Here is a 16,043-nt window from a genome sequence, read left to right as displayed (position 1 = left end):
TTGAAAACGCTAACTTTACTAGTTAGCGTTTTTTATTTTCAACAAACAGTGAGAATGCTTATATTTGTTTTCTATGGAATCTGACTTTACAACAAAAGAAATTATTTCAAAAGAGATTTTGCTCAAAGCTTATAATCAAATGATGCTGGCAAAATCAATGGCCGATATTTACGAAGAAAACAGAAATATTTGCAAGTACGTACACAGTACTTCTAGAGGCCACGAAGCCATACAATTAGCAACGGCTTATCAATTATCCAAAGAAGATTGGGTATCTCCTTATTACAGAGACGAATCTTTATTATTGGGAATAGGCTTCACTCCTTATCAATTAATGCTTCAATTATTAGCAAAAGCGGAAGACCCATTTTCAGGAGGTCGTTCTTATTATTCACACCCATCCAGTAAATTAGAAGGACTTCCTAAAATTATTCACCAAAGCTCCGCAACAGGAATGCAAGCAATTCCCACCACTGGTGTAGCTCAAGGAATAAGATATATTGAAGATTTCAAACTTAAAGATTTTGAAAAAAATCCTGTCGTAGTTTGTAGTTTGGGTGATAATTCCGTTACAGAAGGAGAAGTAGCAGAAGCTTTTCAATTTGCAGCACTCCATCAACTTCCCATTATCTTTTTAGTTCAAGATAATGAATGGGGAATCAGCGTAACCAAGGAAGAAGCCAGAACTTCTGACGCTTATGATTATGCAGCTGGTTTCGTAGGGCTAAATAGAATGAGAATTGATGGAACTGATTTTGTAGAAAGTTTCATTCAGATGCAAAAAGCGATACATTTTGTAAGAGAAGAAAGAAAACCTCTTTTAGTTTGTGCTAAAACCGTATTGATTGGGCATCATACTTCTGGTGTAAGAAGAGAATTTTATCGAGACGAAGCAGATTTAGCCAAACACAGAGCAAAAGACCCGGGAATTATTCTCAAAAAATATTTATTAGAAGAAGGTTTTAACGAAGAGACCTTATCTCAAATAGAAATTGAAGCCAGAAAACAAATAGAAGAAGACTTTAACAAAGCTATTCTCACTCCAGAGCCAAAACCTGAAACCGTAAAAGAGCATGTTTACGCTCCTACTCCTATCACAGAAGAAAAAGGAACTAGAATTCCAGAAAATGGAGAAAAAATCCCAATGGTAGATGCAGGAATTCACGCCATACAAGAATTGATGCACAAACATCCTGAAGCATTGCTTTATGGTCAAGATGTAGGCGGAAGAATTGGTGGAGTTTTCAGAGAAGCAGTAACGCTTCAACAAAAATTTGGAAATAAAAGAGTTTTTAACACCGCCATTCAAGAGGCATACATCATTGGTTCTACTGTAGGAATGAGCGCAGTAGGTCTTAAACCTATTGTAGAAGTACAGTTTGCCGATTATATTTATCCGGGAATCAATCAATTGGTGACAGAGGTTTCTAAATCTTGCTACCTCAGCAACGGAAAATATCCTGTTTCTAACATCATCAGAGTTCCGATTGGAGCTTATGGAGGCGGCGGTCCTTATCACAGTGGAAGCGTAGAAACCATGTTAGCTCAAATCAAAGGAATTAAAATCGCTTATCCAAGTAACGCTGCCGATTTCAAAGGCTTGTTTAAAGCTGCTTTTTACGATCCAAATCCTGTCATTTTCTTAGAACACAAAGGTCTTTATTGGAGTAAAGTTCCGGGAACTGAAGACGCTAAAACCGTAGAACCTGCAGAAGATTACATTTTACCTTTCGGGAAAGCCAATATTGTAAAATTTGCCAATGAAGAAGAAATACAGAAAGGTCGAACTCTAGTGCTCGTTACTTATGGAATGGGTGTTTATTGGGCAAAAGAAGCCGCTAAAAATTTTGAAGGAAAAGTAGAAATTATAGATTTAAGAACCATCAAGCCGATAGATGAAGAATTGGTTTTCGAAAGGGTTAAAATCCATGGAAAATGTATTCTTTTGACAGAAGAAGCTCTCAACAACTCCATGATGGAAGCTTTCGGGGCAAGAATTTCTAAAAATTGCTTTAAATACCTCGATGCAGCTGTAGAAATCATGGGTTCACTGGATTTACCAGCGGTTCCTATCAATTTGATTTTAGAAAAAGAAATGCTTCCCAATGCAGAAAAACTAAGCCTTAAAATCAATGAACTTCTCAACAATTAAAGCATGGAAATTTTAGATAATTTTTTAATTGACCTTATAAAAGACATACCCAAAACAGATTTGACCAATTTTTTTGGATTATTCAAGAAAGTTAAAATAAAAAAAAATGAAGTATATTTTAGTGAAGGAAAGCAACACTTCAAAATATTCTATATCAAAAAAGGATTATTAAGAGGATTTTATACAGATTCAAAAGGCGAAGAAAAAACCATTTTCTTCCGTTGGGAAAAAGAATTTGGTGCAGACCCAGATTGTTTAATTCATAAAAAGCCCGCCAGACTTACTTGGATTGCCGTAGAAGATAGTGATATTCTAGAGATTGACATGCTAAAATTTGAAGAATTAAGCAAAAGAAATGCTGCATTACTCAAACTAAGAATAGTCACTAATCAAAAAATATTGTACAGATTATACGAGAGATTAGAAAGTTTTATTATTAACACCCCTGAAGAAAGATTTATACAACTTCAAAGCACCTACCACGATTTATGTGAAAGAATTCCCGACAAACATCTAGCTTCATTCTTAGGAATAACCCCTGTATCATTAAGCAGAATTAAAAAAAGATTAGAAAATTAACAAATGTTAATTTTTAATAAAACATTATACAATATATTTGCAAAAAGGAAAACACAAATGAATGAAAATTGCCTTTTAAAAAAGAAAGCCTTCTAAGTTAAAAGAAGGCTTTCTTAGTTTTATATAGATTCATTGTGTTGCGAAATATCCAATCCTAATTCTTCGGAGGTTTCTTCTACTCGAAGTGGAATAATAAAATCTGTAATCTTATAAATAACCAAAGCTCCAAAAAAGGTAAACACAGACACCAAAAGTAGCGCCGTCATGTGATGTGCAAAAACGCCTACTCCACCATGCAGAAGACTCGCGTTCTCTCCTCGTGCAAAAATAGCGGTGAGTATCATTCCCATAATTCCACCTATTCCGTGACAGGCAAAAACATCTAACGTATCATCTACGCTTTTCAGTTTTTTCCAGTTGACCGCCATATTAGAAATAATTGCCGAGATAAAACCGATAAATATACTTTCTGCAATGCTTACGTAACCACAACCTGGCGTAATCGCCACCAATCCTACTACTGCTCCAATACACGCTCCCAATGCTGAAATCTTTCTTCCATTAATTCTGTCGAAAAATATCCAAGTCATCATCGCTGAAGCGGAAGCAATGGTGGTAGTTCCAAAAGCCATCGCTGCAGTGGCATTGGCTGCTAAAGCTGAACCCGAATTAAACCCGAGCCAACCAAACCACAACATTCCTGTTCCTAAAATAACATACGTAATATTAGAAGGTTCGTGATGGTCATTTTTTCTTTTCCCAATCATCAAAGCGCCTGCTAAAGCTGCAAAACCAGCACTCATGTGTACTACAGTTCCACCAGCGAAATCTTTAATTCCGAAGAATTTAACTAAGAATCCGTCTCCGCTCCAAACCATGTGAGCCAAAGGTGCATAAATGAACAGTGAAAACAGTACGATAAATAAAAGGTAACTTACAAATCTTACTCTCTCAGCAAAACTTCCTGTGATAATAGCAGGAGTAATCACTGCAAATTTCATTTGGAACAATGCAAAAAGGATAAAAGGAACGGTAGGAGCCATTTTAGAATGCGGTAAAACACCTACTTGGTTAAAAAAAGTAAAACTAAAGGGATTGCCTATGATTCCGTAATGTTCTTTGCCAATGTAAAATCCGAGAGAATCTCCGAAAGAAAGCGAGAAACCAACGACTACCCAAACCAAACTAATGACTCCCAGTGCAATAAAACTTTGCAACATAGTAGAAATTACATTTTTTTTGCCCACCATTCCGCCATAGAAAAAAGATAATCCCGGCGTCATTAAAAGGACTAAACCTGATGAAGCCAATAACCAAGCAATATCTGCTCCTACTAAATTATTCTCTTCTAAAAAAACTCCCGAACTAGTATCTGGCAACTTTGTTGGCCAGAATAAACTTACCATTGCTACTATCGCTGTGATGATAAAAGCAATAACCCAACGTTTTTCTACTTTCAATAACATATTTTTTTGTTTTAACCCCTGCAAATGTAAACATTTTATTTAAAAAAATATATTTTTTGAAACACAACCCCTATATTTTTATATAAATTTTTAACATTTATAAAACTTTATACCATTACACCCCCAAAAAAAATATCACAAGAAAAATATTTTTACTATTTATTTTTTGATTTACATAAAAAAGCACAGCGTAGATTGCTGTGCTTTATTTTTGTAAAGTCACGGGTTATAAGTTTGCGAGATATGAAGAATATTCTGTCATTTTGAGCGGAAGAATGAAGCGAAAAATCTGTTTCTTGATGTAGAGATTCTTCACTATGCTGCGCTTCGTTCAGAATGAAAAGGTTATGTTTTCAACATTCGGATTATAAATCCTAGACACTTGCTAGATACTTACAGGATAAAGGCAGGATACTTGCTCTTTTCGGTAACCCAATTTCCAACTATTTTAGTTATTTTTGCTAAAATCTTTCTACAGAAAATGCCTGAACATATCCTACAAAGAATAGAAGAATTAAGAGAAGAACTGCATCAGCATAATTACAATTATTATGTGTTAGATGAGCCTACGATTTCGGATTTTGAATTTGATGCCAAACTCAAGGAACTGCAAGAGCTAGAAGCAGCGCACCCAGAGTTTTATGACCCACACTCTCCTACACTGAGAGTAGGTGGAGAAATCACCAAAAATTTCCCTACCGTTCAGCATCAGTTCAGAATGTATTCTTTGGATAACTCTTATGATTTCAATGATTTACAGGATTGGCACACCAGAATTTCTAAAATTTTAGAAACCGAAGACATAGAATTTGTCGCCGAACTGAAATATGATGGTGCTTCTATTTCCATTTTATTTGAAAACGGTAAACTTTCTCAAGCCGTAACAAGAGGTGATGGTTTCCAAGGCGATGAAATCACTGCCAATGTGAAGACCATTAAAGACATTCCGCTTCAGTTGCAGGGAAATTTCCCAGAAAGATTTTACATGCGTGGCGAAATTTATCTTACGCATAATAACTTCAACAAAATTAATGAAGAGCGATTGGCAGAAGGTTATGACGCTTTTATGAACCCTAGAAATACTGCTTCTGGAAGTCTGAAACTGCAAGATTCTGGTGAAGTAAGAAAGAGAAATCTTTCAGCGGTGCTCTATCAATTTGTAAGCGAAAACAGTCCTGCGGAAACGCATTTCGAACTGCTTCAACAGGCAAAAACTTGGGGTTTTAAAATTTCTGAAAACGCCAAACTCTGTAAAAATATTCAAGAAGTACAAGATTTCATTAATTTCTGGGACGAAAAACGCAAGAATTTGAATTTCGACATTGACGGAATTGTTATTAAAGTAAATTCCCTAAAACAACAGCAATTATTGGGTTATACCGCCAAATCTCCACGTTTTGCGATGGCTTATAAATTTAAAGCCGAAAAAGTAGAAACAGAATTGCTCAGCATCGATTATCAAGTGGGAAGAACTGGCGCAGTAACACCTGTTGCGAATTTGGCTCCCGTTCTATTGGCTGGAACCATTGTAAAACGCGCTTCTCTGCACAACGAAGATATTATCAAAAAACTGGATTTGCATGTAGGCGATTTCGTTTATGTAGAAAAAGGCGGAGAAATTATTCCGAAAATTGTAGGCGTAAATCTAGAAAAACGAAATGTTTTTGCTACAGAAGTTCAGTATGCAACGCATTGTCCAGAATGTGGCAGTGGGCTGATTCGTTTAGAAGATCAGGCTGCTCATTTTTGCCCTAATGAAACACATTGTCCACCACAAGTTGTGGGAAAAATGATTCATTACGTTTCCAGAAAAGCTTTGAATATAGAAAATTTAGGCAGCGAAACCATAGAACAACTCTACCGTGAAGGTTTATTGACCAACATTGCAGATTTTTACACTTTGCGCAAAGAACAATTGCTTCCGCTAGAAAGAATGGCGGAAAAATCTGCCCAAAACATCATTGACGGCATAGAAAAATCTAAACAAATTCCTTACGAAAAAGTATTGTACGGAATCGGTATCAAACACGTAGGAGAAACGGTTGCCAAAAAACTAGCGAAGAATTTCCCAAGCATTGATGATTTAAAAAATGCCACAGAGGAAGAACTTTGCCAAGTTGAAGACATTGGTTCTAAAATTGCGGAAAGCATTGTTTCTTATCTTCAAAATCCCGAAAACTGGGAGATGATAGAACGATTGAGAAGTTATGGCGTTCAACTGGAAAAAGGCGAAAACAACACAGAAGTTTTGAGTACTGTTTTAGAAGGCAAAACCTTTCTTTTCACAGGAAAACTTTCGCTTTTCACGCGTGAACAAGCCGAAGAAATGGTAGAAAAGCATGGCGGAAAAAACATTTCGGCAGTATCTAAAAACCTCAACTATTTGGTAGTTGGAGAAAAGGCAGGAAGTAAACTTAAAAAAGCGCAAGACATCGGTACGATTACGATTTTAGATGAACAACAGTTTCTTAACTTAATTGAAAATTGAAAATAGTGAATTGAAAATGAAAAGCTCAACAATATTTTTAGTTCTAATATTTATGTTCAATTTTGGCTTTGGACAAAAGGCTTTGAATGATAAATTCAAAAAAATTATTATTGATACAGAGAAAAAACATGATGCAAAAGTATCAGAATATGGGATTGATAATAAATTATGGACAGACAACACGGCATCTTTTAAAGAAAACGACACCATTTCTTTTTATACTACATCGAATCTTCCATTTTGTAAAAGTAAATTATTCGTCTTTTATCCAAAAAATTCTCTCACAATCAATTATGGAGATGAGTGCAATGAACCTCCTAGTATATCTGTTGCAAAAATTAAATATCGTTATAAAATTAGAAAAGATTTGCTAACTGCATTTTCTTCAAACAAAAATATAATTTGTAGGCTCAGGATAGTCAAAATAGAAAACTATCAACAAGATAAATATGGAAAAGACTCTTACAAACTCACTTTTATTGTTCTTAAGTAAATTTTTTGTTAAATAAAAAAGCTCAAGAAAATTCTTGAGCTTTTGCTTTTAAATGGAAACTTTAACGGCTAATTCATAAAAATGAGAATTGGCAAGTTTCTTTAATCTTTCTTTTAAACAAGGAGAATTATGATAATCTCCATTAAAAATAATCACGTTTTGAGCATTCAGTGTGTTTTGATTTTCACAATCATAATTTTGTTCATGTTCGGCTGGTGTATATTTTTCAAAAAACTCATCATTAGAATAAAAAACCGTGTAATCCTGTGAAAGTTCTACATTGAACGGCATTTTCTTTTCTACTAATTTGGCTTTATCTGAAAATTCTGGCTCTATTTTTCCGTCATGATATACAATCTCTGTGAGTTCGCCATTGGTTTTTTGGGCAAACTCTTCTGCTTGTTTGTAGTTTCCAAAACCGGTGTAGATTTTGAAATTTCCTACAATGTATTCTAATATTTTTTTTCCGTAGTGCATTTAATTTTTAATTTTTTAAATCGTTATACTCAATGTTTTTAATTTTTGCTTCTATTTTTTCGGCTTTTAGATTTTGTCTCAGGAAACCAAATAAGCTCATGTAAATATTGGCTATCCAAACCAATGAAAATCCTGCAATCACATATCCTCGCCAATCTTCAAAAAACAAGGTGAAATTTGTGATCAACAAGAAAAATATCGTTACATAATGACTAAAACAATACTCACAGGTAAAGAGATAAAAAAACTTTTTCTCCGAGAGTGAAGTAGCGTTTTCTACTCTTTTTTGACAATATTCTCGCGGTTCTTTGAAAATTTCTTCATGCGTGACTGTCCACGCAATACAAGCAATAGGTATCGCCAAAATAAACAGTTGCAGTATGTGATTAAAACTAAGCATGATTTTACAGTACAAAATTAGATTAAACAAGCGCTTAGTATTTTACAATATTTTCTTGATTTCATACAGAATTAACATTTTATAACTTTCTCCGGGCAAAGTTTTAAATTTTCATAAATTTGTATTAAAATTTAGAACAATGGATTTGCATCTTGATAGAACGTTTAAGTATTATTGGTTAATGTTTAAGAGACACGATTTATCAGCAGGTCTCACGGTTTTTCTAGTTGCACTTCCCTTGTGTTTGGGTGTTGCATTAGCTTCTGGAGCTCCACTTTATTCGGGTATCTTATCAGGAATTATCGGTGGAATTGTAGTAGGAGTTTTGAGTGGTTCAGATTTAGCTGTTTCTGGTCCTGCTGCTGGTTTAACTACGGTTGTCGCCGCTTCTATCATCAGTCTTGGTGATTTTCAAACATTTTTATTAACTGTTATTATTGCTGGAGTATTCCAAATTTTATTAGGCGTTTTAAAACTGGGCGTTTTTGCCAGTTATTTCCCAAGTTCTGTGATTAAAGGAATGATGGCTGCTATAGGAATCATCTTGATTTCTAAACAAATTCCATTGGCTTTAGGTTATAATCAACCCGATTTTTGGACGAGTGGTTTTGTACAAATCTTCACTTCTAAAAATTTCTTAGGAAACTTAGTTGAATTTAATTCTCATATTACCAGAGGTGCGGTTTTTATTTCTGTAATTTCTTTAGTGATTTTAATTCTGATGAAAAAACCACAGTTTCAAAAATTCAATAAGATTCCTGCTCCACTTTTGGTGGTAATTTTTGGAATATTTATCAATTTTTTAATGAATTATTTCGGTTCTTCTTATGCTTTGAAACCTAATCAATTAGTGAATATTCCAGAAAATATGTTTGCAGAAATTAAATTCCCCGAATTTTCTAAAATTCTGAGCAATCAAGAAATCTGGAAAGATGGAATCCTCATAGGAATTTTGGCCACGCTAGAAACTTTGCTTTGTATTGAAGCGATGGACAAACTAGACCGTCACAACAGAATTACCCCTGTAAATCGTGAATTAATTGCGCAAGGAATTGGTAATTTTCTCTGTGGACTTTTAGGCGCAATACCTTTGACTGCAGTAGTAGTGAGAGGTTCTGCGAATATTCAAGCCGGTGCTAAAACTAAAATCTCTGCTTTTACTCATGGGATTTTATTGCTGCTTTCTGTTTTGTTGATTCCGTTTTTGATTAACATGATTCCGTATGCTTCTTTATCTGCTATTTTGATTATTACAGGTTTTGGACTTACGAGAGTGGAGATTTATAAACACCTCTTTAAACTCGGTTTAAAACAGTTTATACCATTTATCGCCACCATTATTATTATTCTTGTAACAGACTTACTCATTGGAGTTTCTATTGGTTTATTGATTTCTATTTATTACATCATCAAAGAAAATTTCAAAGAAAATTACGACATAGAAAAAACGCATTTTCAAGGGATTGACCAATATAAATTGAAACTTCACAGCAATGTAACCTTCATCAATAAAGTGAAAATTAAAAATGCGTTGGATAAAGTTCCTGCTTATTCCGTATTAACTATTGATGGCTCCGAAGTTCATTTTATAGACCATGATGTTTTAGAAATTATTTCAGAATTTAAAAATAAAGCGCATGACAGACACATCCAGCTTCAAATGATAAATATAGAAACCGTAGAAACTGCTGCAATTTCTCACTAAAAAAGCCTCCAAAAAATGAAGGCTTACTGTCTAAAAATCAAATACTGAAAATATGAAGTAAATTTGTCTGTTTAAATGTTATTTGTTTTTACGGCAAGTTCGTAAACATTTCCTCGCATTAAAAACTTTATTCTTTCTCTAGTCGTTACGGTATTTACACCGCTTTCATCTGTGATAATAATTCTATCTCCTGGTGCAATATTTTGGTCAGACAAAATATCTTCTGGCAACATATCATTTTCTGCTTTTTTCATGTCAAAAAGAATTTGGTCTGCCATTTCTTGAAATCCTTCTGCATCAGAATAAAGCACTCTATAATTGGGATGATCAGGTAATTCTACCTTAAAAGGTTTTTTACTTTCTACCAACTTCGCCGAATCATTCGGTGTAGGATTATCAGAACCATCTGTAAAACCTACTTCTACCAATTCACCTTGTTGTTCATTAGCATAATTTACCGCATCTTCATAAGTTGCAAAATTGGTGGTTACTGTATATTGGTCAAATTCATAATGCTGTAATCTATCTTCGGTGTGATGTGTAGTCATTTTGTAAATATTTTATGATTTGGTTAAGCAAAGATAGATGGACACGACTCCAAATGTTTTATACAATTATGTTAAATGCTTTCAAAATTGTGAGATGATGATATTTTTTGATTAATTTTAGGCACTCATTTTAAAAATATGAATTAATGCTTAAGAAAACGTTTATTATAGCAACATTATTTCAGGCTGCTGCTTTTTTTGGTCAGCAATACGGAGGAATGTGGATTCCTACTGAAATTAATGAAAAAGAGATGAAATCTCTGGGAATGAAAATCAAAGCCCAAGACATTTGGAATACTGAAAAACCGAGTATTAAAGATGCTGTAGTTCAGTTTGACGGAGGTTGTACCGCAGAAATAATTTCTCCGAAAGGTTTATTATTAACCAATCACCACTGCGGTTATGATAACATCCAGAGTCATTCTACCGTAGAAAATGATTTATTGACCAATGGATTTTGGGCAAAAAACATGGGCGAAGAATTGCCAAATCCTGGTGTTACTGTAGATTTCGTTACGGATATTAAAGAAATTACTCAAGATATTTTAGGTAATACTTCTTCATTAAGCGGAGCAGATTTGACTAAAAAAATCAATGAAAATATAGACGCTTACAAGAAATCTCAAAAAATAGAATCTTACCAAAGTATTATTGTAAGACCTATGTTTGCAGGAAATAAATATTATGCATTTGTAGTAGAAACCTATAAAGACATTAGATTAGTAGGAGCACCACCACAAAGCATTGGTAAATTCGGTTCTGATACGGATAACTGGGTTTGGCCAAGACATACTGGCGATTTTTCTATGTTTAGAATTTATGCTGACAAAAACAACAGACCAGCGGAATATTCTAAGGACAATGTTCCTTTTACGCCAAAACATTTCTTACCGATTTCTGTAAAAGACATTAAAGAAAATGATTTCACTTTCGTTTTCGGATTTCCGGGCAGAACCAATGAATATTTGCCAAGTGTAGCGATTGAAAAAATCATCACAGATACCAATCCTGCGAGAATTGAAGTAAGAGACATCGCGCTGAAAACGCTAGACGAAAAAATGCGTGCAGACGATGCTACCAGAATTAAATATGCTTCTAAATACGCTTCAGTTGCCAATTATTGGAAAAAATGGATTGGCGAAACAAAAGGTCTTAAAAAATCAAACGCTGTTGCCAAAAAACAAGCTTATGAAAGTTCTCTAGTGGCTAAAAATTCAGAAATTAAAACGTCTCTTGATGAATTTAAAAAACTGTATGACCAACAAGCGCCTTATGCTTTAAACAATGCTTATTACAGCGAAATTCTAAGAAATGCTGAAACATTAACGTTGGCAAATCAGTTTTATGCTTTTGTACAAAATTATGAAGCGGGGAAAGTAGATGATAAAGCTGTAAAAGGTTTTAAAAACAGACTTTCTGGCTTCTACAAAGATTATGACGGCGAATTAGATGCTAAAGTTACTGCTAAACTTTTGGCTTTATATGCAAATAAAACCGCACCAGAATTTTTACCAGAAGGTTTTACTCAATTCAAAGATGTGAACCAAAATCTTCAAGTTCTTGAAAACTGGAGCAGAAATTCTGTGATTTCAGGTAGAAATTCAGTAAACGGAGCTACCGTTTATTCTAATATTGACCAAGTTTTCTCAAATCTTCCAGAATTGGTAAAAACTCTGAAAGCTGACCCTATTTATCAGACTTTAACCAAAATGAGAGAAACTTATGTAACTAAAGCAGATGCTCAATATGTAGGTTTACAAAGCAAAATAGATGCTTTGCAAAAGAAATATTTAGCACAAATGATGGCTACAGATACAGAAAGAAAATTTTTCCCAGATGCGAATTCTACACTCAGAGTAACTTACGGAAAAGTAAAAGGTTCTAATCCTGCAGATGCGATTTCTTACCACTATGAAACCACTCTAGATGGTGTAATAGAAAAATATGTTCCGGGAGATTATGAATTTGATGTTCCACATAAATTAATTCAGTTATACAACACCAAAGATTATGGCGATTACAAAAATGCAGCTGGAAAAATTCCATTAGCATTTACCGCAACTAATCACACCACGGGTGGAAACTCAGGAAGTCCAGCTCTTGACAAAAAAGGAAACCTTATCGGTTTAAATTTTGACAGACAATGGGAAGGTACGATGAGTGATATTAATTTCGATCCTAGATTCAGCAGAAATATTATGGTTCAGACCAAGTATATTTTATTTATCATCGATAAATTTGCTGGAGCAAGATGGTTATTAGACGAAATGAAAATTGTGAAATAATTTTCGATAAATATTTTAGTAAGAACGCGCCAAAAGGTGCGTTCTTTTTTTTAAAATCTAGTCCTAAAAAAAGCCTCAGAATTTCTTCTGAGGCAAAACACAAATGATGAAATTTACTCTTACTTCTGTAGAGTTATACAAAGGTAAGTCTATTAAATTTTGTAATTGTTACACTATAACTACCTGATTTTATAAAATTTTCAGTTTTAGCTCATATACTTATTCGCTTTTTTTCTAATCTTTTCTTTTTTAAGTTTTTGATGCGTTCTAATTGTTCAGGCGTATAAATTTGCTCAGTTTCTTTTTCGTGTTCTTCATGTAAACTATCTATCTGTTTTTTATGCTTTTTTTTGAGTTCCAGCAACTCATTTTCACTTTTCACTTTTGAAATTTGACGCTCTTGTTTGGTTTTAAGTGCTAATAAATCAGCATCAAATTTCCTGTGAATTTCTATAGATTTTTGTTTCTGTTCTGGCGTTAATTTAAAGGATGGTGAATTTTGTTTTTCTTGTCCAAAACCTTTCCCAAAAAATAAAAGCAAAGCAATATATCCTATTTTCTTAATCATAATATTTCTATTTAATATCCAAAAATTTCTTCTAAACTCAGTTCTTGAAAATCTCCTAAGTTTTCAATCGCAGAATGGTCTAAATTTTCTTTTTTACCCATTATCGCAACGTTATAAGAGAGTGGTTTTATTTCTTGATGGTAAAATTGAGTTAAATCTTCTAACTGTAAACTTTCTATTTCGTGATAAATTTTTTCTCTTATATCATAATCTATTCCTATTTTTTTAAGATTTAAAAAATTAAAGAAAATGTTGGTTCTGGTAATTCGGGTAGACGCAATTTGTTTCAGCGCAGAATTTTTAGCATTATTAAATTGCGTAGGAATTTGAGGCAAATCTTGCATTAAATCAGCCATCGCATCTACTGCTAAATGCAATTTATTGGCTTGTGTACCAATGTAACTTACCACGTAATTATGTCTATCCAAATAAGTCGCGGTAGAGTAATTTACATACGCAGAATACGCTAAACTCTTGCTTTCTCTGAGTTCCTGAAAAACAATAGACGACAAACCTTTGCCAAAATATTCATTAAAAACATTGATTTTTCCGTAATTTTCGGTATTCAGTTGAGAAGCCCTACCAATTTTACTCATTTCCATTTGCACCATATCATAATTGGTAAAGAAGACTTTTCCTTTCGTTTCCAGTTCTTGATAAATTTTCGGTTTTGGAATGGTGAGTGTTGCTTTTTCTAACAACGGCTGAATTTTTTCCTTGAACCCATCAAAATCTTTACCGTAGAAGAAAATTTCATAAGGTAATTGGGTCAAATTCTTCACTTTTGCAGTAAGATGTTCTACTTTCGTTGCTCTCAATTTTTCTTCAGGAATCACATCTCTGAATCTGGAATTTTGACCGAATTTAGCATAATGACTTAATGCCGTCATAATTCTTGACTTCTCTTTTTTAGCAACATTTCGACTTTCTAAAATCAATTCTATCGTACTTTCATAGACTTCATCATCTGGTTTTACTTCGGTAATCCAATGTTTTAAAAGTTCAAAACCTTTAATTAGATTTTCCTCAAAACCAGTGAGCGAAATAATCATTTGGTCGTCATACGTTTTGAAATCATTACTGATTCCCAATTTGAAAAACTCTTGACTTAATTGATCCGCCGAAAAACGAGAAGTTCCCAAATATTGCAAAACTTGCACCGCTAAGAAAAGCTCTTTATCATGGTCTGTTCCGATTTTATAAATCAAATGCAACTGCGCAATATGATTGTATTTATTTCTTACAAAACTGATTTTTTTATCTCCAATTTGAGTTTCCTCAATCATATTTTTATAATCAATGAATTTCGGAGTAATTTCTGAAGATTTTTCATGAAGAATTTCGGTCAAAAACTCAGATTGTGCTTCTCTATTGATTTTAACAGGGGTAATTCCCGGATTTTCTACTCGGATAAGATTTTCGTTTTCGCCACGAAGTTTTTTGACGATTACATAATTTTTTTGGAAGAATTTTTGTGCAAAATCTACCACTTCTTGCTTGGTAATTTTCTCAAATTTCTCAATTTCCGAAAGTTCTTCTTCCCAAGTTCTGTCATTGATATAAATTCCGTAAAGCGCTGTTGCTAAACCATCTGCAGTTTCCAGATTTCTGATTTTCTGCAATTTCATATCATTGATAATCGCAGGAATTAACCAATCTGGGAAATCACCATTTTTCACCTTTTCTATCTCTGCCAAAAGCAATTGTTCTGCCTCTTCTAAAGACTGATTTTCCTTCGGAACAATCATGAGCGAGAACAATCCGTATTGCTTAAAACCGAGTTCATAAGCATAACTTCTGAGTGCTTTATGCTTTTGGTTGATATTTAAATCTAGCAAACCTGCTTCGCCAGAATTGGAGAGAATTTGAGCCACCATTTCTGCCAAATGCTCTTCTTTGGTTCCATAAGAATCTGTTCGCCAAGCAATGTTTAGTCTAGGCGCAGAAGGACTTTTTACAATTCTTTCTACAATTTCAGTTTGAGGTTCTTCTATGATTTTTTCTTTCTTCGGAAGTTCTTTGTACTCAAATTTTCCAAAATATTGATCGACCAAAAGAATGGTTTCTTCGAAATCTAAATCTCCAACCAAAACCATCGCCATATTATTAGGCACATAAAAATCATTGAAATATTGATGAATAGCCTTCATAGAAGGATTTTTCAAATGCTCAGATTTTCCCAAAGTGGTTTGTTGACCATTAGGATGTTTCGGAAAAAGAGCTTCCATGAGTGCATAATTTACCAACCTCACATCATTGTCTTGTGCACGATTAAATTCTTCGTAAACCGATTCTAACTCAGAATGAAAAAGCCTTAAAACCAAACCAGAAAAACGCTCTTTTTCTATTTTGAGCCATTTTTCCAATTCATTATTCGGAATGTTATTTTTATATACGGTTTCGTCTAACCAAGTGTGCGCATTGGTTCCTGTTGCACCCAAAGAAGAAATAACTTTGTCATATTCATTGGCAATAGCATATTGACTAGCTTCTTGAGAAATTTCGTCTATTTTTCTATAAATTTCCTTCTTTTTTTCTGGATTTTGCTCAGCTTTATGCTGTTCGTACAAATCAGAAATTTGGTCTAATAATACTTTTTCTTTTTCCCAATCCAGCGTTCCTAATTTGCTCGTTCCTTTGAACATCATGTGCTCTAAATAATGCGCCAATCCTGTATTGTCTGATGGATCATTATTGCTTCCCGTTCTTACAGGAATATAGGTTTGGATTCTGGGAGCATCATCATTTTGAGCCAAATAAACCGTTAATCCATTGTTTAGTTTGTAGATTCTTACACCCGTTTCGTCTCCTTCTACTTGTTGGTAAGTGTACCCGTTTTTATCTGTAAAATTTTTAGTTTTTAATACTAATTTCGTCTGCAT

12 protein-coding genes are annotated in these 16,043 nt (G+C 33.9%); 6 read left to right on the top strand and 6 right to left on the bottom strand.

The features are described 5' to 3' along the window. The first annotated feature begins 73 nt into the window (after positions 1-73). Positions 74-2,152, top strand: a complete 2,079-nt coding sequence (locus tag C3729_RS01070) for a thiamine pyrophosphate-dependent enzyme (RefSeq protein ID WP_104792443.1) — start codon at positions 74-76, stop codon at positions 2,150-2,152. 3 nt (positions 2,153-2,155) lie between these two features. Next, positions 2,156-2,731, top strand: a complete 576-nt coding sequence (locus C3729_RS01065) for a Crp/Fnr family transcriptional regulator (protein WP_104792442.1) — start codon at positions 2,156-2,158, stop codon at positions 2,729-2,731. A gap of 119 nt (positions 2,732-2,850) precedes the next feature. Here C3729_RS01065 and C3729_RS01060 read toward each other — a convergent pair whose 3' ends face one another. Next, positions 2,851-4,191, bottom strand: a complete 1,341-nt coding sequence (locus tag C3729_RS01060) for an ammonium transporter (RefSeq protein ID WP_104792782.1) — start codon at positions 4,189-4,191, stop codon at positions 2,851-2,853. 487 nt (positions 4,192-4,678) lie between these two features. Here C3729_RS01060 and ligA point away from each other — a divergent pair, with 487 nt between their 5' ends. Together ligA and C3729_RS01050 are read left to right on the top strand one after the other, a co-directional pair. After that, positions 4,679-6,685 (top strand): NAD-dependent DNA ligase LigA, encoded by a 2,007-nt coding sequence (ligA, locus tag C3729_RS01055; protein ID WP_104792441.1) that lies wholly within the window; start codon positions 4,679-4,681, stop codon positions 6,683-6,685. Positions 6,686-6,701: 16 nt separating this feature from the next. After that, positions 6,702-7,178 carry a hypothetical protein gene (locus tag C3729_RS01050; protein WP_133159927.1) on the top strand — a complete coding sequence of 159 codons (477 nt, stop codon included), beginning with the start codon at positions 6,702-6,704 and terminating at the stop codon, positions 7,176-7,178. A gap of 48 nt (positions 7,179-7,226) precedes the next feature. On the opposite strand, the gene C3729_RS01045 is transcribed toward C3729_RS01050, so the two are convergent. Then, positions 7,227-7,655, bottom strand: a complete 429-nt coding sequence (locus C3729_RS01045) for a hypothetical protein (RefSeq protein WP_104792439.1) — start codon at positions 7,653-7,655, stop codon at positions 7,227-7,229. 7 nt (positions 7,656-7,662) lie between these two features. Beyond that, entirely contained in the window at positions 7,663-8,055 is a 393-nt protein-coding gene (locus C3729_RS01040) for a hypothetical protein (RefSeq protein ID WP_104792438.1), read from the bottom strand. A gap of 139 nt (positions 8,056-8,194) precedes the next feature. Between C3729_RS01040 and C3729_RS01035 the strand changes: the two genes are divergently transcribed. Continuing rightward, complete coding sequence (locus C3729_RS01035) at positions 8,195-9,760, top strand: SulP family inorganic anion transporter (RefSeq protein WP_221404897.1); 1,566 nt, start codon at positions 8,195-8,197, stop codon at positions 9,758-9,760. 71 nt (positions 9,761-9,831) lie between these two features. Here the strand turns inward: C3729_RS01035 and C3729_RS01030 are convergent, their stop codons facing one another. Further along, complete coding sequence (locus C3729_RS01030) at positions 9,832-10,308, bottom strand: hypothetical protein (RefSeq protein ID WP_104792436.1); 477 nt, start codon at positions 10,306-10,308, stop codon at positions 9,832-9,834. A gap of 146 nt (positions 10,309-10,454) precedes the next feature. On the opposite strand from C3729_RS01030, the gene C3729_RS01025 reads away from it, so the two are divergent. After that, on the top strand, positions 10,455-12,593 hold the full coding sequence (locus C3729_RS01025) for a S46 family peptidase (protein WP_104792435.1): 2,139 nt from the start codon (positions 10,455-10,457) through the stop codon (positions 12,591-12,593). Between the two features lie 211 nt (positions 12,594-12,804). On the opposite strand, the gene C3729_RS01020 is transcribed toward C3729_RS01025, so the two are convergent. Both C3729_RS01020 and C3729_RS01015 read right to left on the bottom strand, forming a co-directional pair. Continuing rightward, on the bottom strand, positions 12,805-13,161 hold the full coding sequence (locus C3729_RS01020) for a hypothetical protein (RefSeq protein WP_104792434.1): 357 nt from the start codon (positions 13,159-13,161) through the stop codon (positions 12,805-12,807). 11 nt (positions 13,162-13,172) lie between these two features. Further along, positions 13,173-16,043, bottom strand: a complete 2,871-nt coding sequence (locus tag C3729_RS01015) for a M16 family metallopeptidase (protein WP_104792433.1) — start codon at positions 16,041-16,043, stop codon at positions 13,173-13,175.

The organism is Cloacibacterium normanense, assembly GCF_002943105.1.
GTDB lineage: Bacteria > Bacteroidota > Bacteroidia > Flavobacteriales > Weeksellaceae > Cloacibacterium.
The sequence above is the reverse complement of the archived record's forward strand: the minus strand, read 5'-3'. Positions and strand labels throughout refer to the sequence as shown.